The organism is Streptomyces sp. P6-2-1, from assembly GCF_050613165.1.
Lineage (GTDB): Bacteria > Actinomycetota > Actinomycetes > Streptomycetales > Streptomycetaceae > Streptomyces.
In genome coordinates, this window is the sequence record NZ_CP192513.1 from 523,598 (window position 1) to 547,176 (window position 23,579).

Here is a 23,579-nt window from a genome sequence, read left to right on the forward strand (position 1 = left end):
CATGGAGTACGTATGCCCAGCGGTGGCCTCGATGTGTGCCTCGTCGGCGCGGGTCCGCGCGGACTGTCGGTGCTGGAACGGCTGTGCGCCAACGAACGCGCCTCGCCGGGACACCGCACGGTCACCGTGCACGTCGTCGACCCCTACCGGCCGGGCGCGGGGAAGGTGTGGCGCACCGGCCAGTCACGCCGCCTCCTGATGAACACCGTCGCCTCGCAGGTCACCGTGTTCACGGACGCGAGCGTGGAGATGAACGGCCCCGTCGAGCCGGGTCCGAGCCTGTACGAGTGGGCGCGCTCGCTCGCCGCAGGTACCGCGCCGCCGGGGCTGTACGAGGAGGCGGTGCTCCTCGAAGCACGCAGGCTGGGCCCGGACGACTATCCCTCGCGCGCCTTCTACGGACGCTACCTGGAGGACGCCTTCGCCCGCGTCGTCTCCGGTGCCCCCGCGCACCTGCGGGTCCGGGTGCACCAGGCGCGCGTGGTCGCGCTGCGGGAGGAGCAGGCACACGGGGCGCAGCAGGTCGTCCTGTCCAGCGGTGCGGTCCTGGACGGGGTCGACGCCGTGGTGCTCGCGCAGGGGCACACCGCGGCGCGGGCGCCGGACGGGGAGTCGTTGGCGCGGCGGTCGCGGCGCAAGGGTCTGTCGTACGTGCCGCCCGCCAATCCCGCGGATCTCGACCTCTCGGACGTACGGGCAGGTGAGACGGTGCTGCTGCGCGGCCTCGGCCTGAACTTCTTCGACCACATGGCCCTCCTGACGGCCGGGCGGGGCGGCCGCTTCGACCGCGTCGGCGACCGGCTCGTGTACCGCCCGTCGGGACGCGAGCCCTTCCTTGTCGCCGGCTCGCGGCGCGGGGTGCCCTACCACGCGCGCGGCGCCAACGAGAAGGGCGCGCACGGCCGGTACGAGCCCCGGCTGCTGACCGAGGACGTCGTCGCCGGGCTGCGCAAGCGCGCGGCGGCGGAGGAACGTGTCCTCTTCGCCGCCGACCTGTGGCCGCTCATCGCCCGCGAGGTGGAGAGCGTCTACTACGCGGCGCTCCTGGCTTCCCGGGGGCGCCCCGACGCGCGCGAGGCGTTCGTACGGGACTACCTCGCGCACACCGGGGGGAGCACGCCCGTGGCCGAACTGCTGGCGGCCCACGGGATCGCGGACGAGGACCGGTGGGACTGGGACCGGATCTCCAGGCCCTACGGCGACAGGCACTTCACGGACCGGGCCGACTTCAGGGGCTGGCTCCTGGAGCACCTGCGCCAGGACGTGCGGGAGGCGCTGGCGGGCAACGTGAGCGGCCCGCTCAAGGCGGCGCTGGACGTCCTGCGCGACCTGCGCAACGAGGTGCGGCTCGCGGTCGATCACGGCGGCCTGGACGGCGACTCCTACCGGGACGAGATCGAGGGCTGGTACACGCCGCTCAACGCCTTCCTCTCGATCGGCCCCCCGGTCTCGCGCATCGAGGAGCTGATCGCGCTCATCGAGGCGGGCGTGCTGGATCTCGTGGGCCCCGGCATGCAGGTGGGCATCGATCACACGGCGGGCGTGTTCGTGGCCGGTTCGGACCGTGTGGGCGGCGCCCCGACGCGGGCCAGGGTGCTGATCGAGGCCCGGCTGCCTGAGCCGGACCTGCGGCAGTCGGCCGACCCGCTGCTGCGCGGTCTGCTGCGCGCCGGTCAGTGCCGTCCCTTCCGTATCCGGGGCCCGCGCGGCACGAGCTACGAAACGGGCGGCCTGGAGGTCACGGAACGCCCGTACCACGTCGTGGACGCCTACGGCCGTCCGCACCCCCGGCGGTTCGCCTACGGGGTGCCGACGGAGGCCGTGCACTGGGTGACAGCGGCGGGGATCAGGCCGGGGGTCAACTCGGTGACGCTGGGCGACTCCGACGCCATCGCGCGCGCGGTCCTGGCGCTCTCCGTGTGTTCCCCGCGGCAGGACGAGAGTCTGACGGAGGCTTCGGCATGACGAACGACGAGACACCGGGCATGGATTCCGGGCTGCTCTCCCCCGTACGGGCGGGCACCCCCGTGGAGCGGGAGGTCGCGGACGACGCGTGGTTGCAGGCCATGCTGGACGCCGAGGTGGCCCTGGCCAGGGCGCAGGCCGGGCTCGGGGCGCTGCCCGCCGAGGCGGCCGACGTGATCGGCCGCGTGGCGCGCGCGGACCGTATCGACCTGCGGGCTCTCGCTGTGGCGGCACGCGAGAGCGCCAACCCCGTGGTGGCCCTCGTCCGTGCCTTCACCGAGGTCGTCGCCGCGCACGATCCGTCGGCCGCCGAGTACGTGCACCGTGGTTCGACGAGCCAGGACATCTTCGACACCGGCGCCATGCTGGTGTGCGCCCGTGCCCTTCGGCTGGTGCGGGCGGACCTCCTGCGCGTCGCCGACGCGCTCGACGCGCTGGCCGAGCGGCACGGGGACACGCTGATGGCGGGCCGGACGCTGGGCCTGCACGCGGTGCCGACCACCTTCGGGCTGAAGGCGGCCGGGTGGGGCGCGCAGGTGCGCGAGGCCGGGGTGCGCGTGGGGCGGCTCGTCGACGGCGGTCTGCCCGTCTCGCTCGGCGGGGCGGCGGGCACGCTCGCGGGGTATCTCCAGTACGCGGCGCCCGACGGCTCCCCCGCCCCGGACCCGGCGGCGTACGCGACCGCGCTGACCGGGGCGTTCGCCGCGGAGACCGGGCTGGCTGCGCCCGTACTGCCGTGGCACGCGCTGCGGGGGCCGCTCGCGGACGTCGCCGCCGCCCTGGCGTTCGTCACGGGGTCGCTCGGGAAGATCGCCGTGGACGTGCAGTCCCTGGGCCGTACCGAGGTGGGCGAGGTGGCCGAGCCTGCCGTGTCCGGGCGGGGCGCCTCGTCGGCCATGCCGCACAAGCGCAATCCCGTGCTGGCCACGCTGATCCGTGCGGCCTCGCTCCAGGTTCCCGCGCTCGCGGGGGCGCTGACGCAGTGCCTGGTGACCGAGGACGAGCGCTCGGGCGGCGTGTGGCACGCCGAATGGCTGCTGCTGCGCGAGTGCCTGCGGCTGGCGGGGGGCGCCTCGCACACCGCCGTCGAACTGTGCGAGGGCCTCGCCGTCGATGCCGCGCGGATGGGTGCCAACGCGCGTGCCACGGGCGCGCTGATGGCCTCCGAACGCGTGTCGGCCGTCCTGGCCCTCCGGCTCGGCACGTCCACCGCCAAGCGAGTCGTCTCCGACGCGGCCGCCGCGGCGGCGCGCACCGGGCGCCCTCTCGCCGAACTGCTCGTCAGCGATCCCGGGGTGGCCGCCGTGGCGGACGAGAAGGAAATCGCCGCGCTCCTCGACCCGGCCGCGTACACCGGGGCCGCCTCCTCGCTCGTCCGGCTCGCCCTCGCGGACGCCCGCGCCGGCCGAACTTCCGTTGCTCGTTCCGTACCCCTGGAGGACTCATGACGACACGGCTTTTCACCTCGGAATCGGTGACCGAGGGTCACCCCGACAAGATCGCGGACCGGATCAGCGACACGATCCTCGACGCGATTCTGGCGCAGGACCCCTCGGCACGCGTGGCTGTCGAGACCCTGATCACCACCGGTCAGGTGCACGTCGCGGGAGAGGTCTCCACGACGGCCTACGCGGACATCCCCTCGCTCGTGCGGGAGGCGGTCCTGGAGATCGGTTACGACTCCTCCGCCAAGGGCTTCGACGGCGGCTCCTGCGGGGTCTCGGTGTCCATCGGCGCCCAGTCGCCCGACATCGCGCAGGGCGTGGACACGGCCTACGAGAAGCGGGCCGGGACCGCGGCGGCCGCCCAGGCCCCGGCGGGCGAGGACGCGCTCGACCAGCAGGGCGCGGGGGACCAGGGGCTCATGTTCGGCTACGCCTGCGACGAGACGCCCAGCCTCATGCCGTTGCCGATCGAACTGGCCCACCGGCTCTCGCGGCGGCTGGCCGAGGTGCGGCGGGACGGGACCGTCCCCTACCTGCGCCCGGACGGCAAGACCCAGGTGACGATCGAGTACCTCGGCAGCAAGCCGAAGCGGCTCGACACCGTCGTCGTCTCCTCGCAGCACGCGAGCGACATCGACCTGGCCGCGCTGCTCACCCCCGATGTCCGCGAACACGTCGTCGAGTACGTGCTGGAACAGCTGGCCCAGGACGGCATCAAGCTGGAGACGGACGGGTACCGGCTGCTGGTCAACCCGACGGGGCGCTTCGAGATCGGCGGCCCGATGGGCGACGCGGGGCTCACCGGGCGCAAGATCATCATCGACACGTACGGCGGCATGGCCCGCCACGGCGGCGGCGCCTTCTCCGGCAAGGACCCCTCCAAGGTCGACCGCTCCGCCGCCTACGCCATGCGCTGGGTCGCCAAGAACGTGGTCGCCGCGGGGCTGGCGAGCCGCTGCGAGGTGCAGGTGGCGTACGCCATCGGGAAGGCCGCGCCCGTCGGCCTGTTCGTCGAGACCTTCGGGACGGCGACCGTCTCCCCGTCCCTCATCGCACAGGCCGTCACCGAGGTGTTCGACCTGCGCCCTGCCGCCCTCATCCGCGACCTCGACCTGCTGCGGCCCATCTACGCCCAGACCTCCGCCTACGGTCACTTCGGCCGCCGACTTCCCGACTTCACCTGGGAGCGCACCGACCGGGTCGACGCGCTCCGCAGGGCCGTCCGGTCCTAGTCCTCTCGCCCGCGCGACCGCGGCCCCGGACACTCGTCCGGGGCCGTTCCCCTTCCCGCCCCCGAAATCCGCCCGTAATCCGGTGGTAAAACCAAGAAAAAGCGGCCGCCCGGCCGGAAAAATAACCTACCGGCCGGCCGAATTTCATTCACGCCCCTCCCCTTCCGCATAATTGACACGGAAACCCCGTATCTTTATTCTCCACTGGAGCACAATTCCTGTTCAGAATCCAAGGTTAACTGTGATGGGAATTCCCATGAACTCAGGTGTTCTCGGCCCTCTCTTACTTGTGGACGCCGGGGAGAACCTGGTACCGAGCGCCCCCAAACCGCGTCAGCTCCTCGCGTACCTGATGCTCAACATTCCTCAGATGGTGCGGGCGAGCGATTGCATCACCGAGCTGTGGGGCTCCGCACCGCCCAAGAGCGCGATGTCGACACTCCAGACCTACGTCCTGCACGTACGGCAGGCCCTGCGCGGCCACCGGGTCGACCGGAGCCACCTCCTTGTGACCCGCAACCACGGGTACCAGCTCTCCCTCGACACCGCGGAGTACGACCGTCACCGGTTCAGGGACCTCGCCTGGCAGGGCAGGGCCGCGGCCGCCGCCGGGGACAACCGCACCGCCTCGGCGCTGTTCTCGCTGGCCCTGTCCCAGTGGCGCGGCACCGCCCTGTCCGACGTCAGTCCCGGTCCGCTCAGCTCCCCGCACCTGGCGGAACTGGCGGAGTCGCGGCAAGGCGTCCTCGAACAACGCATAGAGGCCGACCTGGCCCTGGGCCGTCACAGGGAGCTGGTCGACGAGCTGAGCGATCTCATCGCGCGGCACCCCACGCACGAGAACGTGCACGCCCAGCTGATGGTGGCCCTGTACCGCTCCGGTGATCGCAAGCGCGCGGGTGACGTCTTCCGCGGGCTCCGTCAGGTGCTCGGGGAATCGCTCGGCATCGAACCCGCCCCCCGGATGCGCCGCCTGTACCAGGCGGTGCTGGCCGGCAGCGCCGCACTGGACGCGCCCGCCGCGCGGAAGTGACCTCGCCCGTCTGCAACCCTCTGCCCCTGGACGGTGTTTGTTTCAGTGATGGACGACAAGGCCGAGCAGATGACCGAGCTCTTGGCAGTGGATCTCGACACCGGCTTCACGGAGCTGGTCCGGGTGCACGCCAAGGCGGTTCACGCGTTCCTGTACCGGGTCTCCGGCTCGTCCGCCGAGGCGGACGACCTGGGACAGGACACGTTTCTGCGTGCCTACACCGCCCTCCAGGGCTACGCCCCGGGGCGGCGGCGCGAGTTGCGTCCGCGTGCGTGGCTGATGACCATCGCCGCGAACGTCTGGCGCAACCACGTACGCACGCGTACCCGGCGACCGGCGACCGTCGGCGTGCCCGTGGAGGAGACCGTGGACGCCTGGCCGGACCACAATCCCGGCCCGGAGGAACGCGCGGCGACGACCGACGACAGGTCCCGCCTGGTCACGGCGTTGTCGGCCTTGCCCGAGCACCACCGCATACCGGTCGTGCTCCACCATGTGATCGGGATGAGCTATGCCGAGGTGGCCGAGGTGCAGGGGTGCGCCGTCGGAACCGCCAAGGCCCAGGTCTCGCGCGGGCTGAACAGCCTGCGTAGCCTGCTCGCTCCGGAACCGGCGGCCCTGAGGGAGGTGACGATGTGAACGAAAGCGACGGCGACGTGCTCGCCCGGCGCCTGCACGGCCTCGCATCGGACGCGCCGGATGACTTCGCGTTGCGCGTGGCGCGTCACGTGAACATCCCCGCGCACCGCTACGACACGTACGTACGCCGTCGCACCGCCGCGGGCGAGTTGTTCGTGGCGTCCGGCCCCGAGGCCGTGACGGGCGCCGCCCTGGCCGTCGACGGCCTGGGCCCCACGGAGTTCGAGGAACTGCACCTCGCGCGCACCGGGCGGTCCGCGCTTCCCGGTGACAGGCCGTTCCCCGGCCTGGTGACCGCCTTGCGCACCGGGCGGGCGCACCGGCTGGCGCTCGACCTGACCGGCCTGTCGGCCGCGCAGCAGGCCGTCCTCCACGCCGTCCGCACGGTACCCGCCGGGCAGTTGCGGCCGCTGCGGTGGATCGCCCACGAGGTGGACCCGGCGGAGCCGCCCCCGGCCCCGTTCGTGCTCGGCGCGCTCGCGGCCAATCCCGTCGCCGTGCTGATCCCCACGCACCGGATCACGTACGACAACGGGCTGCCCACCGAGGCCGTCCACCCGCCCGACGCGGCCGACGCGCTGCGCCGGGCCGAGGGCATCGACATGGAGCGGGTCACGGAGCTGTCGCGCGCGGGCACGGTCTTCCTCGGCAGCGACACCACTTTCATCTACTGCCATCCGACGTGCGCGCACGCGCGCCGTATCACCCCCAGGCACCGGGTGCCCTTTCCCAGCGCGCGCCTCGCCCGCGAGGCGGGATTCCGGGCCTGCAAGAACTGCCGGCCACTCGCCGCCTGAGCCCGGCGCACCACAGAAAGGCACCCGTATGAGCCCCCTCCCCACCGCGACCCTCCGCACGCACCGCACCGTCCTTGGCCCGCTCTCCCTCGCCGCGACCGACGACGCGCTCGTCCTGTGCGCCTTCGACGAACCCGAGCAGGCCCAGGCACGGCTGGCGCGCGGCAAGCTGGCGGCCGTGGAGGGCGGCGGGGCGAACCTCGCGCAGCGGCGGCTCGTCGACGAGGCGCGACGCGAGCTGGACGCCTACCTCGACGGGCGGAGCAGGGCGTTCACCGTCGCGTCGGACCTGCGCCTGGCGACACCCTTCAGCCGCGCGACCGTGGCACGCCTCGGGGAACTCCTGCCCTACGGGAGCACCGCCACGTACGGCGAGCTGGCCTCCCTGCTCGGGCGGCCGCGCGCGGCCCGGGCCGTGGGCACGGCTCTCGGCGCGAATCCCCTGTGCGTGGTCCTTCCCTGCCACCGCGTCGTCGGCGCGGGCGGGCGGCTGACCGGCTACGCCGGCGGGGTCACCGCCAAGCGCTACCTCCTGGACCTGGAGTCCGAGCGCGCCGAGGCGAGCTGAGCCCCCGCCCGACGCGGTCCTGTCCCGGCCGCCCCTCAGACGGCGGGTGTCGCTCCATCCCCCGTGCGCGGCACCCGCCTCCCCTTCCTGCCCGCCACCTCTCGCGGAGACCACGCTGACCAGCTACGAGACACCCCACCTGCCGGAAGTCGCCGCACACGAAACGCCGGGCGGGCCTCAGGCACCGGCACAGGCCGTGCCCGCAACCGGGCACATCGCGCTCCCCGCGCTCGACCGGATCGACTGGTCCGCGCTCGGCAAGGCCATCGACCAGGAGGGGGTGGCCGTCACCCCGCCGCTCCTCACGCCCGAACAGTGCGCCGATGTCCGTGCCCTGTTCACGCGGGACGAGGCCTTCCGCAGCACGGTCGACATGCGCCGGCACCGCTTCGGCAGCGGGAGGTACCGGTACTTCGCCGCTCCCCTGCCCCCTGTCGTGCGGGCCCTGCGAGAAGGGCTCTACCCACCCCTCGCCCGGATCGCGAACGAGTGGGCCGCGCGCCTGGGCGAGCCCCCTTTCCCCGGGACCCACGAGGAACTGACGAAGGCGTGCGCCGCCGAGGGGCAGACGCGACCCACGCCTTTGCTGCTGCGCTACGTCGCCGGTGACTACAACTGCATGCACCAGGACGTCTACGGTGCGCTAACCTTCCCGCTCCAGGTCGCCGTGATGCTCGACCGCCCCGACGTGGACTTCACCGGCGGGGAGAGCGTCTTCGTCGAGCAGCGCCCCCGGGCGCAGTCGCGCCCCGTCGTCAAGCGTCCCTCGCAGGGCCAGGGCCTGGTCTTCTCGGTCCACAGCCGCCCGGTGCCCTCGGCACGGGGGTGGAGCCGCTACATGGTGCGGCACGGAGTGAGCGCGGTGCACGACGGGCAGCGGCACGTGCTCGGGGTGATCTTCCACGACGCCCCCTGACGGGCGGCGGGCGGAGTCCGGCCGAACCCGTAGCCTCCCGCCGGAGCGTGCGTGCGCACCGGCGTCTCCCGCGGCTTCGGCGCCACGAAGCCCTCACGGCCCGACACCCCCGGCGTCGTGGACGGCGCGGGCCTCGGGCGGCGCGGTCCGCACCACAGGGGCGGCCTGGTCGGCACCACAGCCACCAGCGGCGCACCGCGCGCGCCTCCCGCACCCGCACCCGACCGGCCGGACCCGCACCGCGGTCGGCGAAGACGGAGACGCGTCCCGCGGGATGCCCGCGGCCCACTCGACGGCGTCCGCGGTGACGGGGCCCACCGGCCGTGCTTCGGCAGGGCGCGCGACGTCGTGACCGCTGTCGCGGGGCCTGCGAGGGTTCTCCCGTCACAGCCCCAGGTAACCGGCGTACCACCCACGGGACTCGGCGAACCGGTGCGCGAAGCCCGGTCCCGGGTCCCGGCCGGTGCGGCGCCACACCTTGCGGCTGTCGTACCAGTGATCCCGGGTCAGCAGGGCGTACTGGTGGGCGGAGAGCGAGGGAAGCGCCTCCGCGAGGCGCGACCTGTGCGTCTCCGGCGCGATGGCGCCCGCGGGAGGGGGCATGCCGAGGAGGTCGTGCGCGGCGCGCACCAGCCGGCTCACCGGCAGCGGACGCGGATCGGCGAGGTGATGGATCTCGGGTCCCTCCGGTCCGCCGGGGGCGAGGGCCAGGGCGGCGACGCAGCGCGCGAGATCGGTCACCGAGATCGCCGAAGTGAGCGGGTGTCCCGCCACGGGCCAGTCCGGTACGGCGCGCGCCATCGCGGCGAGTGCCGGGATCAGCCAGCGGTCACCTTCCCCGTAGACCAGGTGCGGTCGCAGCACGACGCCGCCCGCGGCGAGGACCGCGCGCTCCGCGTGCAGCCGGGAGGCGCTGGCGGCCGACGCGGGGCGCGGCGAGAGAGCCCCCTCATCGGGACCGCGGTGGGGTCCCGTCCCGTAGACGGACGCCGTGCTGACGTACAGCACGCGCCGGACCCCTGCCCTGCGGGCCTCGGCGAGCAGGGCCACTGTGCCGAGCCGGTTGACGGCCTCGCAGCGCTCGCTGTCGCGCCCGACGTAGGAGGCGGCGTGCACGAGTGTCGTGGCGCCTTCGCACACCCCCCGCAGTGTCCCTGGGCGGGTGAGGTCCGCGGCGAGATGCGTCACCGGGCCGGTCGAGGTTCCGGCGGGAGCGCCGCGCGAGGACAGGGCACGGACACCTGGTCCGCCGTGCCGTTCGGCGTGGTCCTTCAGGGCGCGGACGACCGCGCCGCCGATGAACCCCGTACCGCCCGCCACGAGTACGGTGCCGACGACGGTGCGGGCGGCAGGGAGGGCCGGGCCTGGCGCCTCCGGCACGCTCACTCCCCGTCCGCCGCGTGTATCGCGACGCGGCAGCTCCCGACCTCGGTCCCGTCCTGGTGGAAGCGGACGGTGAGCGCGTGCCTGCCCGCTTCCTCGCGCTCCGGCGGGTCGGCCGACACGAGGCAGGGGCTGTCGAACTCGACGTAGCGCAGGAAGCGCGCCGCGCAGGCGACCAGCAGTCCGCGCGGGGTGCCGAGGGCCAGTAAGGCGGCCTGTCTGGCGGCCTCCATGAGCACCATGCCCGGTACGTGGTCCACGGCGTGGTCGAAGAGCACCGGGTGTTCAGCGGCGATGCGCAGCGGGCGTGCGCCTTCGCGGACGGAGGCGCCCAGCACCACGTCGGCCGCGCTGTCCCTGCCCACGAGCCGGGGGTCCACCGGCTCGACGGGGGTCCGCGGGGGCACCGCTTCGAGCCGGTCGGCGCGCAGCCGCCGGTAGACGGCCGGGGAGATGCACTTGCCGCCGAGCCTGCCGCTGCCCACACGTACGCCCTCGCGCTGGGCGATCACCCCGTACGCGTACGAACTGACCACTCCCGCACGGCGCTTGACCTCTTCGAGACGCATCTCGAACACCACGTGCGCCGGGCCGCTCGGCCGGGAGAGCCGCATTCCGGCCTCGGAGACCTCGAAGGACGTGCTCTCGGTGAGGAAGCTGAAGTCCATCGGGACGTCGAGGGCCTCGTGCGCCAGCAACAGGCAGGCCTGCCGCAGGGTTTCACCGAACACCATCGGGTCGTGCCACCGTCCGTCGACGACACCGTAGAAGCCGTGGCCTCGCGACCACTGCGCGCCGATGTGGTGTGCGTCCGGGGTGGAGCGCCGGCCCGTGAGCAGCACCTCCGAGACGGCGGCACGGTGGACGAGACTGCGGGGAACGGTCTGTTCGAACAACTCGGGGTCGTCCTGCGCGCGAAGCGGCCGACCGGCGTGGAGAAGTGCACCCATTACGGACTCCCGTGGGGAAGTTGCGGATGGAGTGGCGCTGTGAACAGGAGGAACCATGTCCCGGATACCGAGACGCGTGCGGCTCATCGCAGGGATGAGAATACTAGTCGACTGGTATTTTTTGACTGGAGTGAGCAAGATGCGGGAAAAAGAATCCGGGCGCGTGACACGAGGGTGAACGCGCACCCAACCGCGTACGACAGGAGGGGACTTCCTGTGACATCAGGAGGCAGAGTGCGTCAGGAGCGAGCGGAGGCCACACGACAGGCGATCCTCGACGGCGCGGCCGCGGCGTTCGACGCGGGCGGGTTCGGGAGCACCAGCCTGACTGACATCACCCAGCACTCCGGTGTCACGAAGGGGGCGATGTACTTCCACTTCCCCTCCAAGGAGGCGCTGGCGCGGGAACTGATGGCCACCCAGTTCGAGTTGCTCCCCGCGGGTCCCGGCGGAAGTGGTCCGGGCGGTCTTCAGGGCGCCATCGACCTGACGCACCGGATGGCGCACGGACTGCGGACGAGCGTGCGCATGAGGGCGGGCATCCGCCTCGTCATCGAACTCGCTTCCTTCACGGAGCCCGATCCCACCTTGTACAACAAGTGGATCGACACCGTCCGCGAACTGCTCGCCCATGCCCAGGGGCACGGGGACCTCCGGGCCGAGGTGCACATCGGGGACCTCGCGACGTACATCGTCGGGGCGTTCACGGGGGTGCAGATCACCTCGCAGGTGCGCACCTCGCGGACGGACCTCCACGAACGGGTGGCGGACCTGTGGGGCTGGCTGCTGCCGGGGGTCGTCCCGCCGCGCCGGCAGTCGCGGTTCACGCCCGCGGGGTCCGAGGACGTGTGGGCGACGATCAAGGGCGCCCCGGGGCGGGACTGAGCGGGAGGCTCACAGGGCGGGAGGCTCACAGGGCGGGAGGCTCACAGGGCGTCGGCCGACGGCAGACCGGGCACCCCGGGGGAATCGCCGAAGCCGCGCGGGGCCGCGACCAGCGGGAGCAGCAGCCCCCACAAGTGCCGCAGCCACTCCTCCCCCTCCTCGGCGGGCACCCCCATCCAGGCCAGGATCTCCACCCCGGCGACCGCGGCGGTGACGAGGGCACGGGCGGACGCGTCGGGGACGGCGGGAGACAGCTCGTCGTGCGCGCGCGCATCCTCCAGCACCTCCCACAGCCGTTCGAGCCACACCGGGTAGAAGTCCAGGGGCGAGGGGCATCCCGTCACGCGTTCCCTCGTGATGCGGACACCGGCCCTGACGAAGGGGTCGTCGCGCAGCATGCGGCTCAGGCGGTGCGTGGCCTCCACGAGCACCGGGAGGGAGGCGCCCCTCTCGCAGGCCAGCTCCTCCACCATGATCTCCAGCAGGTCCCGACCGCGCGCCTGCACCGCGGCCGCGAGATCGTCCTTGGTCGCGAAGTGGAAGAACAGCGCGCCCTTCGTGACCCCCGCCTCCCTGCTCACGTCACCGAGCGTGGCCTTCACGTATCCGTGCGCGGCGAACTGCCCGGCCGCGGCGGTCACCAGTTTCTCCCGCGTGCGCCCAGCACGCTCCTGCTTCGCCATCACGACGCCCCCGCCTCCACCCGCCACGGCCGCCCCACCCGACGCACCCGAGGGCGATCCCGCCCAGGCCGGGGCGGCTTCTCCCGTCGGACGCCAGGCTAGAAACCGGTCGAACGGTATGTCAAGGAGCCTGCCGAGGCCGCCGACGGAGCACTGAGCGGCCCGGCAGCCGCGCCGGACGACGGCGTCCACGAGGCCCCCGCGAGGGGGCTCAGGAGCGGGCACGGACGGGAGCGAACACGGCGCCCCGACGGGCCCACCCGGCCCGATGCCCCGGCGAGGACCCGGCCCGGCTCCCCCGCCCCCGCGCCAGGGCCCGGCCTGCCCCCGCCCCGCCCCGCTCCCCGCCTCGCCTCGCCCCGCTCCGTCCCCTGACCCGCTCGCGCGCCGCCCGCGGGTGACGGCCGGATGCACACGGACCGGCCCCTCCGCCGCGCGTCCCGCCCTTGGAGCTTCCTCCGAAGGCGCCCGCCACGCCTACCTGCGGGAATCGCCAAGTAGACTGCGACCTCGTGACTGCGAAGCCCCGTATCCCCAACGTCCTGGCAGGCCGCTACGCCTCCCCCGAGCTGGCCGAGCTCTGGTCGCCCGAGCAGAAGGTGAAGCTGGAGCGCCGGCTGTGGATCGCCGTGCTGCGCGCCCAGCGCGACCTCGGCATCGAGGTGCCCGAGGGGGTGGTCGAGGACTACGAGCGCGTCGTCGACACCGTGGACCTCGCCTCGATCGCGGAGCGCGAGAAGGTCACGCGGCACGACGTGAAGGCCCGGATCGAGGAGTTCAACGCCCTCGCGGGCCACGAGCACGTGCACAAGGGCATGACTTCGCGCGACCTCACCGAGAACGTCGAGCAGCTCCAGACCCGCCTCTCGCTCGAACTGATCAGGGACCGCGCCGTCGCCGTCCTCGCCCGTCTCGGCAAGCTCGCAGGTGAGTACGGCGAGCTGGTCATGGCCGGGCGCTCGCACAACGTCGCCGCGCAGGCCACGACGCTCGGGAAGCGCTTCGCGACGGGCGCCGACGAGCTGTTCGTCGCCTACGGGCGCGTCGAGGAGCTGCTGCGCCGCTACCCGCTGCGCGGCATCAAGGGCCCGGTCGGCACCGCGCAGGACATGCTCGACCTGCTCGGCGGCGACGGCGAGCGGCTCGCCGAGCTGGAGCGCCGTATCGCCGCGCACCTCGGTTTCGGCGAGGTCTTCACCTCGGTCGGCCAGGTCTACCCGCGCTCGCTCGACTACGAGGTCGTCACGAGCCTCGTGCAGCTCGCCGCCGCGCCCTCCTCGCTCGCCAAGACGATCCGCCTCATGGCGGGCAACGAGCTGGTCACCGAGGGCTTCAAGCCCGGCCAGGTCGGCTCGTCCGCGATGCCGCACAAGATGAACACGCGCTCCTGCGAGCGCGTCAACGGCCTCATGGTGATCCTGCGCGGCTACGCCTCGATGACCGGGGAGCTGGCGGGGGACCAGTGGAACGAGGGCGATGTCTCGTGCTCGGTGGTGCGCCGCGTCGCGCTGCCGGACGCGTTCTTCGCGCTCGACGGTCTCCTGGAGACCTTCCTGACCGTGCTCGACGAGTTCGGCGCCTTCCCCGCCGTCGTCGCGCGGGAGCTGGACCGCTACCTGCCCTTCCTCGCCACGACCAAGGTCCTCATGGGCGCGGTGCGCGGGGGCGTGGGCCGCGAGGTGGCACACGAGGCGATCAAGGAGAACGCGGTCGCGACCGCCCTGGAGATGCGCGAGAAGGGGGCCGAGCGCAACGACCTGCTCGACAAGCTCGCCGCCGACGAGCGCCTGCCGCTCGACCGCGCCCAGCTCGCGGCGCTGATGGGCGACCCGCTCTCCTTCACCGGTGCCGCCCGCGACCAGGTCGCCGCGGTCGTCGCGCGGGTCGAGGCCGTCGTCGCCGAGCGCCCCGAGGCCGCCGGTTACGCCCCGGGCGCGATCCTCTGAACCGCCCGGTGCCCCGCTCGCCGTCCGCCCTCCTGGCCGGGCGGTGAGCGCGGTGCGCTTCACGCCGGAGCAGTTGGAGGCGGCACGGGACACGCTGCTTCCCGATGTCGTGGCCCCGGGCCTGCGCGTGCTCTTCTGCGGAATCAACCCGGGCCTCCTGTCGGCCGCGAGCGGCCACCACTTCGCCCGCCCCGGCAACCGCTTCTGGCCCGCGCTGCACCTCTCCGGGTTCACTCCGCGTCTCCTGCGCCCCGACGAACAGGGCGAGTTGCTGTCGTACGGGCTCGGGATCAGCAATGTCGTCCAGCGGGCGACGGCGCGGGCGGGCGAGCTGAGCGCGGAGGAATTCCGTACGGGCGGTGCCGCGCTCGCCGCGAAGGTGGCCCGGCTCGGGCCCGCGTGGCTCGCCGTCGTCGGGATCACCGCGTACCGGGCGGCCTTCGACGCGCCCAAGGCGGTCATCGGGCCGCAGGAGGAGCGCGTGGGCGGGGCGCGGGTGTGGGCGCTGCCCAATCCGAGCGGGCTCAACGCGCACTGGTCGCTCGCGGCGATGGCGGAGGAGTTCGGGCGGCTGCGCGAGGCAGCCGAGGAGTCGTAGCGGGGCCTGCGGGGTCCGCGGGGTCGCGCCGCTCAGGGCGGGTCCTCCGTCGTCGTGAAGGCGACGAGGGCGAGCGGCAGGCCGGGGCCGTGGTGCGCCGTGCCGATGCCCGTCCAGCGGTCCGCGCGGCGCCACAGGTGCACGTCGGGAACCGTGTGGACGAGGAAGTCCCAGGGGGCGGGGAGCGGCTCGTCGGCCGACCGCAGCGCGGCGCCCGTCAGGGCGAAACGGTCCGGCGGGCCCCAGCCCCGTACCGTCAGGAGGAGGGACAGCGCCTCGCGTTCGGATTCGAACTGGTCTTCGAACCCTTCGTCCGTGTCCCCCGCGGACGCGACGACCAGCGTGACGAGGTGGTGGCGCGGCCCCGAACTCTCGTACCCGAGAGGCGAATCGACTTCGGGGAACGGCAAGGCGCACAGGGACTCGATGGTGTCCAGGTGCTGGGCCGTGCCGCTCATGCGGTCCAGTAAACCGGGCCGCCGCACTCCCCCGTACGGCGGCCCCCGCACCTCTTCGTACGAGCGCCCCGCGCCTTCCCGCACGCGGACCCCGTACGCCCGCCTCAGACGTCGCGCCCGCTCAGCCGCCGCCACCCCGCGCCGAGCGCGAGCACGGTCCACAGGGCGAGCACCCCGAGTCCCGTCCACGGGCCGAGTGGTCCCTCGGCCGGGTGAGCCTGGAGGACGAGCTGTCCCGCCGTCGCGGGCAGGAAGCGGGCGGCCCCGCCGGCCGAGTCGCCGACGATGAAAGGCAGCAGGAAGAACACGGCGACGGTGACGGACAGCGTCGCGACCCCGTGCCGCAGCCACGTCGCCACGCCCGTCGCGAGCAGCGCGACGCACGTGAGGTAGAGGGCGCAGCCGACGATGGCGCGCCAAGCCGTGGCGTCCCCCGGCCCCACCGAGGGATCGCCCGTCGCGAGCCGCGCGCACCCGCTCGTGAGGACACCCGCGAGGAGCCCCGCGAGCAGCACGTGTACCCCGGTGGCGAGAAGCCGCGCGGCGTAGGCGCGGCCCCTGCGGGGCACCGCGAGGAGCACGTGCGCCCCGCCGTCCCCCGCGAGCTGCCCGGTCACGGCGAGCGTGCCGAGGACGAGCGCGGTGAGCTGCCCGAACATCACGCCGAAGAAGGCGTGGTAGAGCGGATCACCGTCCCTCACGTCCCCGTTCGCGTAGGCGAGCGAGGTCAGCGCGGTCAGGACGGGGACGAGGAGGAGCGTGAGCCGCAGCGAGGGCAGGGTGCGGATGCGCAGCCGTTCGGCACGCACGGCCGCGCCGAGCGGCGAGAAGGCGGTCGGGGTCGTCATGCGGGACTCCTGGGTGAGGGGAGGTACGGGGCCGGGGCGGGCGGGCGGGCACGGCTCAGCCCCCGGTGGGCGTGCTCGGCCGCCCGCGGTGGGCCCCGGTGCCTTCGGTGAGCGCGAGGTAGACGTCCTCCAGCCCGGTCTCCTCCGCGCGCAGTTCGAGGACGCCGAGCCCTTCGGCCGCGGCGATCGCGCCGATCTCGTCGGGCCGCGCGCCGGGCACGCGCCACGCCCCCTCCTCGCCCGGCAGCACCTGGTGGCCGCGCGAGCGCAGGACCTCGGCGAGTCGTTCGCCGTCGGTGCTGCGGAAGTGGACGAGGCGGGCCCCGCGGTCGGTGAGGAAGGTGTCGAGGGGCTGGTCGGCGAGGAGCACACCGCCGCCGATGACGAGGAGGTGGTCGGCGTAGCGCGCGGTCTCGTGCGTGAGGTGGCTGGAGACGAGCGCGGTGCCGCCCGCCGCGGCGTGCTCGCGGAGCAGTTCGCGCAGCCACGTCATGCCCTCGGGGTCGAGGCCGTTGGCGGGTTCGTCGAGGACGAGGACGTCGGGGTCACCGAGGAGCGCCGCCGCGATGCCGAGGCGCTGGCGCATCCCGAGCGAGTACGTGCCGACGCGGCGTCCGGCGACCTCGGTGAGGCCGACCCGGTCGAGCACCGCCCCGACGCGGGCCGCGGGGATGCCGTTGCTCGCGGCCAGCACCCGCAGGTGGTCGCGGGCGGAGCGGCGGGGGTGGGCGGCGTTCGCGTCGAGGAGGGCGCCGACGCGGCGGAGCGGGGCGGTGAGCGCGGCGTACGGGCGGCCGTCGACGAGGGCCGTGCCCGCGGTGGGGCGGGCGAGGCCGAGCAGCAGCCGCAGGGTCGTGGACTTGCCGGAGCCGTTGGGGCCGAGGAAGCCGGTGACCTGTCCGGGGGCGAGGGAGAAGCCGAGCCCGTCCAGGACGCGGTTCCCGCCGTACTCCTTGGTGAGTTCGTGCACGTCGATCGCTGTCATGCCCCGAGCCTCGCGCCCGGACCCCTGTCCCCACCTCCCCCGCCGAGGGGGACGTGCTCCCCCGCGCGGGGGAGACGGTGCGCGAGCGCGCGGGTGATGATGGCGGGGTGAACGCCACCGCCCTCCTCGTACCACCCCGGCGGCTCCCGCGCCCGGCCCGCGCGCTGGGCGCCGCCGTGCGCCCGCTGGTGCGCTCGGTCACGTACACGAGGCTCCTGCACCTGCTGATCGTGTCCGCGGGGCCCGGGTTGCTCGTCTTCCTCACGGGCGACTTCGGCACCGCGCTGGCGGTGGCCGCGCTCGTCCTCCTCGTCCTCGGGCTGCTTCCCGCCATGCGGACGGGCGAGGCGCTCCAGGCGCGGCTGCTGTTCGGGCGGGTGGAGGCGGACTCCGGCATCGTGGCGCGGGCCTCGGCGGGGGCGGCGGAGCGCGTACGGCTCCTGGTGTGGCTGGAGTCGCGCCTCATGCTCGGCATGGGCGTGGTGATGCTGTGCGTGTGGCTGCCGGCGCTCACGGAGGTCATGCTGGACGGGCCCGTGCCGAGGGAACTGGGCTTCCTGCCCCCGCGCGCGCACTGGTGGGCCTGGCTCGCGCCGCTCCCCCTGCTCGCGCTGTACGGCGTGATCGTGGGCGCCGGGGCGCTCATGGCGCGGCTCGCCGGGGCACTGCTCGGGCCCTCGCGCGCCGAACGCGTCGCCGCGCTTGAGGCGCGTACCGAGGAACTGCTCGAACGGACGCGCCTGGCTCGTGAGTTGCACGATTCCATCGGGCACGCGCTCACGGTCGCCGTGCTCCAGGCGGGGGCGGCGCGCGCCGCCGGGGACGCGGCGTTCACGGAGCGGGCGCTCGGGGCGATCGAGGAGACCGGGCGGGCCGCCCTGGAGGACCTGGAGCGGGTGCTCGGGGTGCTGCGCGAGCCGGAGAGCGCGGCGCGCGGGCGTCCCGGGCTCGACCGGGCGGAGCGCCTGTTCGCCTCGGCGCGGGGTGCGGGCGCGGATGTGGTCGTACGGGTCGACGGGGCGCTCGACGCGCTGCCGGGGCCCGTCTCGCGCGAGGCGTACCGCATGACGCAGGAGGCCCTGACGAACGTGCTGCGGCACGCGGGCCCGGTCCGCGTGGACGTCGTGTTCCGGGTCGGCGGGGGCGCGCTGACCCTGGACTTCACCAATCCGCTGCCCGCCGACGCCCCGCCGTTCCCCGGCGGCGGCACCGGCGTTCGCGGACTGCGCGAGCGGGCGGGCATCCTCGGCGGCACGGCGACGGCGGGCCCGGAGGACGGCGTGTGGCACGTACGGGTGCGGCTGCCGCTCGGGGAGGCGGCGCGATGACGCTGCGGGTGCTCCTCGTCGACGACGAGCCCCTTGTCCGGGCCGGGCTGAGGGCCGTGCTCGAAGCGCAGCCGGACCTGGAGGTGTGCGGCGAGGCGGGGGACGGCGCGCAGGTCGTGCCGCTCGTGCGCTCCCTGCGGCCCGACGTCGTGGCGATGGACGTGCGGATGCCGCTCATGGACGGGATCGAGGCGACGCGCGCGGTGCTCGCGATGGCGGGGCCGCCGCCGAAGATCCTCGTCGTGACGACGTTCGAGAACGACGCGTACGTGTACGACGCGCTCCGCGCCGGCGCGGACGGCTTCCTGCTCAAGCGGGCCCGTCCGGCGGAGATCGTGCACGCGGTGCGGGTCGTCGCCGCCGGGGACTCGCTGCTCTTCCCCGCCGCGGTGCGCCGCCTCGCCGATCACCACGGCGGGCGCGGACCGGCTCCGCTCCCGCAGCTGACGGAGCGCGAGGGAGAGGTTCTGCGGCTCATGGCGCGCGGGCTGTCGAACGCGGAGATCGCCGAGCGGCTCGTGGTGGGCGCGGAGACGGTGAAGACGCACGTCAGCGCGGTGCTCGCGAAGCTCGGGGCGCGGGACCGCACGCAGGCGGTGGTGCGCGCGTACGACTCGGGGTTCGTGACGCCGGGCAGCGCGGAGGGGGTGGGCTGAGCGGCGGACCGGGGGGCGGGCGAGGGGGCCGGCGAGGGGGTGCGGACAAGGGACCCCGCATTGGTCCGTACCTTGGCGGCGCTGGTACGGACCTTCCCGCCTCCCAGGTCACAAGCCCCGTACGGTCCTGCCTCCCCCGTCCCCGGGCGCTCCCCCGCCTTGTACGATCCGGCCACACAGAGTGCGAGCGGGAAGGACGGGACGTGGGGCGGCTGACCGGTGGCGATCCCTCTCTGCTGCGGCGCATCAACTCCGCCGTGGTCCTCGACACGCTGCGCGGCGGGCAGCCTCGTACGCTCACCGAGATCGCGCGCCTCACCGGACTGTCCCGGCCCACCGTCGAAGGCTCGGTGGACGACCTCACGGTGGCGGGGCTCGTCGTCGAGACGGCCGCCGACGCGGGGACGCGCAAGCAGGGCCGCCCCGCCCGTCTGTACCGCTTCCGGGCCGAGGCGGGGCACCTGCTCGGTTTGGAGATCGGGCCGCACCGCGTCGCGGCGACCGTCTCCGACCTGGAGGGCCGCGAACTCGGCACGGCGGCGCGTGAGGTCGAGGAGTCGGCGGGCGCCGACGACAGGATCGAGCGGCTGCGCGCGACGGTGGGCGAGTTGCTGCGGCGTACCGGTGTCGCGCGCGACTCGCTGCGCGCGGTGGGAGTCGGCAGCCCCGGGATCGTCGAGGCGGACGGCACGATCCGCCTGGGAACCGCGCTGCCGCAGTGGACGGGGCTCAGGCTCGGGGAACGACTGCGGCGCTCGTTCCGCTGTCCCGTGCTCGTCGAGAACGACGCGAACGCGGCCGCGCTCGCCGAGCACTGGCAGGGCGTCGCGCGCGGCAGCGAGGACGTCGTCGTGGTGCTCGCGGGGCTGAGCCCGGGCGCCGGTTCGCTCATCGGCGGGCGGCTCCACCGGGGCTTCGGCGGCGCCGCCGGGGAGATCGGCGCCCTGCACCTGCTGGGCCAGGAGGAGACGCCGGAGACGCTGCTCTCGACGACGGGGCGGCCGCTCCACCCGCTCGACGAGCGGGCCGTGACGGAGGTGTTCGCGTTGGCCCGCGAGGGCCACGACCAGGCACGCGCCGCCGTGGACAGGTTCCTCGCGCGGCTCGTGCACGACGTCGCCGCGCTCGTGCTCGCGCTCGATCCCGAACTCGTCGTGATCGGCGGCTGGGCCGCCGGGCTCGACGGCGTACTGGAGCCGCTGCGGCAGCAGTTGGAGAAGTACTGTCTGCGCACGCCGCGCGTCGAACTGTCCGCGCTCGGCGAGGCGGCGATCACGACGGGGGCACTGCGGCTCGCGCTGGACCACGTCGAGAAGGAACTCTTCGCCGTGGAGAGCACGGTGTCGGCGCGGCGGTGAGGGGCGGGCGGGCGGCCGGGCAGGACGGCGGTAGGCCGGGGCGGCCCCCGCGGGGCGGCGGTACGGGTACGGGGCCGCGCCCCGGTGTGCGCGGCCCCGTACCCGTACCGGCCGGAGGAGTGCCGCCGCTCAGGAGGCGCGGCGCGCTGTGGCGATCTCGACGCCCGCGCCGTCGCTGCCGAAGGTGAGGCGGCAGGTGTCGGCGCGGTAGGTCGCGACGGAGACGGCGGCCGTGGCGCCCTCGGCGAAGAAGCGGGTCGTGACGAGGAGGACGGGCGAGCCGGGGAGACGGTCGAGGCGGCGGGCGTCCTCGGCCTCGGCGGAGCCGAGTTCGACGGCGCGGTCCTCGCCCTCCGGGTCCAGGTGGCCCAGTTCGCGCAGGACGGCGCGGGCGCGCGCGGTGCCGCCTGGGGCGTCGATGGCGCTGAGCCCGGGCACGGAGGCGGCGGGGACGTAGAGGACCTCGGTCGCGACGGGTACGGCCTCGTCGAGCCGGACGCGGGTGAGGACGTGCACCGGTTCCTCGCCGGTGCCGAGGAGTTCGGCGACGGCGGCGGGCGGCACCGCACGGTGCGCGTCACGGGCCTGCCAGGGGTCGCACGGGGCGCCCGGCCAGTTCTCGCTGCCGACATCGACGCCGACGCGGGGCGGGGCGACCGTGGTGCCGACACCGCGGCGGCGCTGGAGGCGGCCCTCCAGCTCCAGTTGTTCGAGCGCCTGACGGAGCGTGGCGCGGGCCACCCCGAAACGGGCGGCGAGTTCGCGCTCATTGGGCAGCACCTCGCCGACCGCGAACTCGTGGTCGAGCGCTTCGCCGATGACCGTCTTGAGATGCCGGTACTTGGGCTCCGGCACCGTGTGCAGCCTGGTCCCCACCCTGTCCTCCGCCTTCGCCGTGTGCCGTGCGTGGTGCCGCGTCCCGCTGGACTCGCGTCCCTCACGTGCCGGAGAGCTTTACGCGGACTTCTTTATTAAAGGTTGTTGCACTATCCGACTCTGGCGAGCGTAGGCCCGCCCCCACCCTTGGTCAAGACCAATCATCGACGGCTCTCCCACGGCGCGGTCAGATCCTGGCAAAGGGTTCATCAGGTGTTCGCGAATCACTCGTTCCGGGGGTTTCCGTGCCACAGGAGAGCGGGAGTTCGCCCGTCTGAGAGGGCGCGGGAGGCGGGGCGAATGGAGGAGGCGGTCCTCGTGACGGTGCGGGTCGACAGCGCGAGCGGGACGCGCCGGGCGGGGCCACCGTCGAACGTGCCGCGCCCACGACGCGGCACGCACTCGGGCACGGCTGCCACGTCGTGGGCGAGGGCATCACGGCGAGCACCCGCCACGGCGGGATGCCGACGTCCTCCCTCGCACGCCCCAGGGTCGCCGCCCCCGTCCTCCCCCGCACGCCTCAGGCCCGCCCCCCCCCGCACGCCTCAGGCCCGCTCCTCGTCCGTGCGGAAGGTGACGTTCTCGCCCGCGAGGTCGGCGCGGATTCCGTCCTCGCCCGTGGTGAGGCGGATCAGGCGGAGGTTGCCGGGGACACCTTCGAGGGTGATCCCGCGGCCGAGGGCTCCGGCGACGGCGGTGCGCAGGCGCGCGGGCGGGCGCGCGTCCACCTCGACGTCACGGAAGACGATGCCGCGCGTGCCCGAGACCGCGAGGCGGGCGCTCGCCGTGGCCTCGCCGAGGAGCGGCGGTGCCGTCCCCGCGGTGACCCGGCCGTCCCCCGCGGAGCGGATGTCGATGCCGAGCGCCGAGGAGAGGTCGGCGCAGGAGAGGTACGCGGTCGCCCGGGCCGTGTCCGCGTGCGCCGCCCCGGCCTCGCCCGCACGCCGTACGTGGTCGAGGCGGACGTCGAGCCGGGTGACGGGGACCGGGCGGGCGCCGCGCCCCGGCACGTCATCGGCCGTGACGTCGACGCGGTCGAGGCTGCCGCCCGCCGCCTGCGTGAGCACGGGGAAGCCGCGCACGTGGACCTCGGGCGTGGTGGGCAGGTCCTGGGCCTCCTGGAACGCCTCGGCGGCGGACTTCTCCGGCCACCGCGCGAGCCCCCGGTCGGCGCCCGTGCCGACACCGGCGAGCGCGACGACGGCGAGCGCGTACTTCCGCCACCCGTACAGGACCCGGCGTATCGCGCTCACGGGGCGCCCCCGTCCCGTACCGCCGTGAGTCCCGCCGCGTCGCGGAAGGCACGGAGCAGCGGGCCGCGCAGGTCATCGGCCGGGGTCTCCTGGCGGGCGGCGACGGTGTGGACGAGCCCGGTGACGGCGAGTTCGGCGCGAACGGTGGCCTCGATGTCGGCCGGGTCGGCCAGGGCCGCGAGGGTCTCGGCGCGATGGCGTCCGATGTCGGCGCCGCCGATGAGGACGGCGAGCGCGTCGGGGAGCACGGGCAGGCCCGCGTGAGAGAGGAGGGCGAGCGCGCCGCGGTGGCGCAGCGCGAGCCCGACGAGGTCCCCGGCCGCGACGGAGGCGCGCTCCGGGCCCGCCGGGAGCGCGTTCCAGGTGGCCCGCAGCGCGGCGAACTCGGTGAGCGGGCCCCGCAGTACGGCGACGAGCAGGGCTTCCTTCGACGGGTAGCGGTGCAGCAGCCCTGTCTTGGAGTAGCCGACGCGGTCGGCGATCTCCCGCACCGAGGTGCCGGGATAACCGCGCGTGGCGAAGAGCGCGGTGGCGGCGTCGACGATCTCCGCGTCGAGCGCGGCCCTGCTGGGGCGTGGCATGTGCCCCTCCTCAGTCTCTGGTCTCACGCACCGTAACAGACCACGTGGTCCCTCACGGACCACGTGGTCCGTCATCGCCCGGGGATGGATTTCGCGGGCCGGGTACGGAAGTTTTCGTTGTCGTGAGCCGGGGCGTTCCGTCTCCCAGGCAGGGCGGCACGGTCGGCGTGCCGCGCGGATCTGCGTACAGCGCGTG

Annotated in this window: 23 protein-coding genes; 14 read left to right on the forward strand and 9 right to left on the reverse strand. The window is 74.1% G+C overall.

The window, feature by feature from the left end; genetic code table 11:
- The first annotated feature begins 12 nt into the window (after positions 1 to 12).
- The 8 genes from ACQYWQ_RS02305 (at position 13) to ACQYWQ_RS02340 (ending at position 8,595) form a co-directional block, all read left to right on the forward strand.
- On the forward strand, positions 13 to 1,965 hold the full coding sequence (locus ACQYWQ_RS02305) for an FAD/NAD(P)-binding protein (protein ID WP_431032186.1): 1,953 nt from the start codon (positions 13 to 15) through the stop codon (positions 1,963 to 1,965).
- Positions 1,962 to 3,413, forward strand: a complete 1,452-nt coding sequence (locus tag ACQYWQ_RS02310) for a class-II fumarase/aspartase family protein (RefSeq protein WP_431032187.1) — start codon at positions 1,962 to 1,964, stop codon at positions 3,411 to 3,413. The genes ACQYWQ_RS02305 and ACQYWQ_RS02310 overlap by 4 nt, the downstream gene beginning before the upstream one ends.
- Positions 3,410 to 4,642 (forward strand): methionine adenosyltransferase, encoded by a 1,233-nt coding sequence (gene metK, locus ACQYWQ_RS02315; protein WP_431032188.1) that lies wholly within the window; start codon positions 3,410 to 3,412, stop codon positions 4,640 to 4,642. The genes ACQYWQ_RS02310 and metK overlap by 4 nt, the downstream gene beginning before the upstream one ends.
- 256 nt (positions 4,643 to 4,898) lie before the next feature.
- Positions 4,899 to 5,675 carry an AfsR/SARP family transcriptional regulator gene (locus tag ACQYWQ_RS02320; RefSeq protein WP_431032189.1) on the forward strand — a complete coding sequence of 259 codons (777 nt, stop codon included), beginning with the start codon at positions 4,899 to 4,901 and terminating at the stop codon, positions 5,673 to 5,675.
- 48 nt (positions 5,676 to 5,723) lie between these two features.
- Positions 5,724 to 6,314, forward strand: a complete 591-nt coding sequence (locus ACQYWQ_RS02325) for an RNA polymerase sigma factor (protein ID WP_431032190.1) — start codon at positions 5,724 to 5,726, stop codon at positions 6,312 to 6,314.
- Positions 6,311 to 7,111 (forward strand): MGMT family protein, encoded by an 801-nt coding sequence (locus ACQYWQ_RS02330; RefSeq protein ID WP_431032191.1) that lies wholly within the window; start codon positions 6,311 to 6,313, stop codon positions 7,109 to 7,111. Before ACQYWQ_RS02325 ends, ACQYWQ_RS02330 begins: the two co-directional genes overlap by 4 nt.
- Before the next feature lie 28 nt (positions 7,112 to 7,139).
- On the forward strand, positions 7,140 to 7,679 hold the full coding sequence (locus ACQYWQ_RS02335; protein WP_431032192.1) for a methylated-DNA--[protein]-cysteine S-methyltransferase: 540 nt from the start codon (positions 7,140 to 7,142) through the stop codon (positions 7,677 to 7,679).
- A gap of 196 nt (positions 7,680 to 7,875) precedes the next feature.
- Entirely contained in the window at positions 7,876 to 8,595 is a 720-nt protein-coding gene (locus tag ACQYWQ_RS02340) for a 2OG-Fe(II) oxygenase (protein ID WP_431032193.1), read from the forward strand.
- A gap of 384 nt (positions 8,596 to 8,979) precedes the next feature.
- Here the strand turns inward: ACQYWQ_RS02340 and ACQYWQ_RS02345 are convergent, their stop codons facing one another.
- Together ACQYWQ_RS02345 and ACQYWQ_RS02350 are read right to left on the reverse strand one after the other, a co-directional pair.
- Positions 8,980 to 9,975, reverse strand: coding sequence for an NAD-dependent epimerase/dehydratase family protein (locus ACQYWQ_RS02345; protein WP_431032194.1), 996 nt, complete (start codon positions 9,973 to 9,975; stop codon positions 8,980 to 8,982).
- A gap of 2 nt (positions 9,976 to 9,977) precedes the next feature.
- Positions 9,978 to 10,928: a ScbA/BarX family gamma-butyrolactone biosynthesis protein gene (locus ACQYWQ_RS02350; protein WP_431032195.1), complete on the reverse strand. Its 951-nt coding sequence runs from the start codon at positions 10,926 to 10,928 to the stop codon at positions 9,978 to 9,980.
- A 234-nt stretch (positions 10,929 to 11,162) separates the two neighbouring features.
- Here ACQYWQ_RS02350 and ACQYWQ_RS02355 point away from each other — a divergent pair, with 234 nt between their 5' ends.
- Positions 11,163 to 11,813: a ScbR family autoregulator-binding transcription factor gene (locus ACQYWQ_RS02355; RefSeq protein ID WP_431032196.1), complete on the forward strand. Its 651-nt coding sequence runs from the start codon at positions 11,163 to 11,165 to the stop codon at positions 11,811 to 11,813.
- 41 nt (positions 11,814 to 11,854) lie between these two features.
- On the opposite strand, the gene ACQYWQ_RS02360 is transcribed toward ACQYWQ_RS02355, so the two are convergent.
- The gene (locus tag ACQYWQ_RS02360; RefSeq protein ID WP_431039038.1) at positions 11,855 to 12,496 is read right to left on the reverse strand and encodes a ScbR family autoregulator-binding transcription factor; all 642 of its coding nucleotides are present in this window, start codon (positions 12,494 to 12,496) and stop codon (positions 11,855 to 11,857) included.
- A gap of 512 nt (positions 12,497 to 13,008) precedes the next feature.
- Here ACQYWQ_RS02360 and purB point away from each other — a divergent pair.
- Together purB and mug are read left to right on the forward strand one after the other, a co-directional pair.
- The gene (purB, locus tag ACQYWQ_RS02365; RefSeq protein ID WP_431032197.1) at positions 13,009 to 14,442 is read left to right on the forward strand and encodes an adenylosuccinate lyase; all 1,434 of its coding nucleotides are present in this window, start codon (positions 13,009 to 13,011) and stop codon (positions 14,440 to 14,442) included.
- A gap of 52 nt (positions 14,443 to 14,494) precedes the next feature.
- Positions 14,495 to 15,040 carry a G/U mismatch-specific DNA glycosylase gene (mug, locus tag ACQYWQ_RS02370; RefSeq protein ID WP_431032198.1) on the forward strand — a complete coding sequence of 182 codons (546 nt, stop codon included), beginning with the start codon at positions 14,495 to 14,497 and terminating at the stop codon, positions 15,038 to 15,040.
- A gap of 32 nt (positions 15,041 to 15,072) precedes the next feature.
- On the opposite strand, the gene ACQYWQ_RS02375 is transcribed toward mug, so the two are convergent.
- From ACQYWQ_RS02375 to ACQYWQ_RS02385, 3 genes are all read right to left on the reverse strand, one after another.
- Positions 15,073 to 15,498 carry a hypothetical protein gene (locus ACQYWQ_RS02375; RefSeq protein WP_431032199.1) on the reverse strand — a complete coding sequence of 142 codons (426 nt, stop codon included), beginning with the start codon at positions 15,496 to 15,498 and terminating at the stop codon, positions 15,073 to 15,075.
- 104 nt (positions 15,499 to 15,602) lie between these two features.
- Positions 15,603 to 16,346, reverse strand: a complete 744-nt coding sequence (locus ACQYWQ_RS02380; protein WP_431032200.1) for an ABC transporter permease — start codon at positions 16,344 to 16,346, stop codon at positions 15,603 to 15,605.
- 55 nt (positions 16,347 to 16,401) lie between these two features.
- A complete protein-coding gene (locus tag ACQYWQ_RS02385; protein ID WP_431032201.1) occupies positions 16,402 to 17,331 on the reverse strand; it encodes an ATP-binding cassette domain-containing protein in 930 nt (309 codons plus the stop codon).
- Positions 17,332 to 17,438: 107 nt separating this feature from the next.
- Here ACQYWQ_RS02385 and ACQYWQ_RS02390 point away from each other — a divergent pair, with 107 nt between their 5' ends.
- The 3 genes from ACQYWQ_RS02390 (at position 17,439) to ACQYWQ_RS02400 (ending at position 20,673) form a co-directional block, all read left to right on the forward strand.
- Positions 17,439 to 18,659: a sensor histidine kinase gene (locus ACQYWQ_RS02390; protein ID WP_431032202.1), complete on the forward strand. Its 1,221-nt coding sequence runs from the start codon at positions 17,439 to 17,441 to the stop codon at positions 18,657 to 18,659.
- A complete protein-coding gene (locus ACQYWQ_RS02395; RefSeq protein WP_431032203.1) occupies positions 18,656 to 19,315 on the forward strand; it encodes a response regulator in 660 nt (219 codons plus the stop codon). The genes ACQYWQ_RS02390 and ACQYWQ_RS02395 overlap by 4 nt, the downstream gene beginning before the upstream one ends.
- Positions 19,316 to 19,518: 203 nt before the next feature.
- Positions 19,519 to 20,673: an ROK family transcriptional regulator gene (locus tag ACQYWQ_RS02400; protein ID WP_431032204.1), complete on the forward strand. Its 1,155-nt coding sequence runs from the start codon at positions 19,519 to 19,521 to the stop codon at positions 20,671 to 20,673.
- A 129-nt stretch (positions 20,674 to 20,802) separates the two neighbouring features.
- Here the strand turns inward: ACQYWQ_RS02400 and ACQYWQ_RS02405 are convergent, their stop codons facing one another.
- From ACQYWQ_RS02405 to ACQYWQ_RS02415, 3 genes are all read right to left on the reverse strand, one after another.
- Complete coding sequence (locus tag ACQYWQ_RS02405; RefSeq protein ID WP_431032205.1) at positions 20,803 to 21,549, reverse strand: GntR family transcriptional regulator; 747 nt, start codon at positions 21,547 to 21,549, stop codon at positions 20,803 to 20,805.
- A gap of 545 nt (positions 21,550 to 22,094) precedes the next feature.
- A complete protein-coding gene (locus tag ACQYWQ_RS02410; RefSeq protein ID WP_431032206.1) occupies positions 22,095 to 22,802 on the reverse strand; it encodes an LmeA family phospholipid-binding protein in 708 nt (235 codons plus the stop codon).
- Positions 22,799 to 23,383: a TetR/AcrR family transcriptional regulator gene (locus tag ACQYWQ_RS02415; RefSeq protein ID WP_431032207.1), complete on the reverse strand. Its 585-nt coding sequence runs from the start codon at positions 23,381 to 23,383 to the stop codon at positions 22,799 to 22,801. The genes ACQYWQ_RS02410 and ACQYWQ_RS02415 overlap by 4 nt, the downstream gene beginning before the upstream one ends.
- Positions 23,384 to 23,579: the final 196 nt, after the last annotated feature.

What these genes read in the sequence shown, in the direction of transcription:
- ACQYWQ_RS02305 (WP_431032186.1), top strand. Translation starts at nt 13, where the DNA reads ATGCCCAGCGGTGGCCTCGATGTGTGCCTCGTCGGCGCGGGTCCGCGC.
- ACQYWQ_RS02310 (WP_431032187.1), top strand. Translation starts at nt 1,962, where the DNA reads ATGACGAACGACGAGACACCGGGCATGGATTCCGGGCTGCTCTCCCCC.
- metK (WP_431032188.1), top strand. Translation starts at nt 3,410, where the DNA reads ATGACGACACGGCTTTTCACCTCGGAATCGGTGACCGAGGGTCACCCC.
- ACQYWQ_RS02320 (WP_431032189.1), top strand. Translation starts at nt 4,899, where the DNA reads ATGAACTCAGGTGTTCTCGGCCCTCTCTTACTTGTGGACGCCGGGGAG.
- ACQYWQ_RS02325 (WP_431032190.1), top strand. Translation starts at nt 5,724, where the DNA reads ATGGACGACAAGGCCGAGCAGATGACCGAGCTCTTGGCAGTGGATCTC.
- ACQYWQ_RS02335 (WP_431032192.1), top strand. Translation starts at nt 7,140, where the DNA reads ATGAGCCCCCTCCCCACCGCGACCCTCCGCACGCACCGCACCGTCCTT.
- ACQYWQ_RS02350 (WP_431032195.1), bottom strand. Translation starts at nt 10,928, where the DNA reads ATGGGTGCACTTCTCCACGCCGGTCGGCCGCTTCGCGCGCAGGACGAC.
- ACQYWQ_RS02360 (WP_431039038.1), bottom strand. Translation starts at nt 12,496, where the DNA reads ATGGCGAAGCAGGAGCGTGCTGGGCGCACGCGGGAGAAACTGGTGACC.
- ACQYWQ_RS02375 (WP_431032199.1), bottom strand. Translation starts at nt 15,498, where the DNA reads ATGAGCGGCACGGCCCAGCACCTGGACACCATCGAGTCCCTGTGCGCC.
- ACQYWQ_RS02380 (WP_431032200.1), bottom strand. Translation starts at nt 16,346, where the DNA reads ATGACGACCCCGACCGCCTTCTCGCCGCTCGGCGCGGCCGTGCGTGCC.
- ACQYWQ_RS02385 (WP_431032201.1), bottom strand. Translation starts at nt 17,331, where the DNA reads ATGACAGCGATCGACGTGCACGAACTCACCAAGGAGTACGGCGGGAAC.
- ACQYWQ_RS02395 (WP_431032203.1), top strand. Translation starts at nt 18,656, where the DNA reads ATGACGCTGCGGGTGCTCCTCGTCGACGACGAGCCCCTTGTCCGGGCC.
- ACQYWQ_RS02415 (WP_431032207.1), bottom strand. Translation starts at nt 23,383, where the DNA reads ATGCCACGCCCCAGCAGGGCCGCGCTCGACGCGGAGATCGTCGACGCC.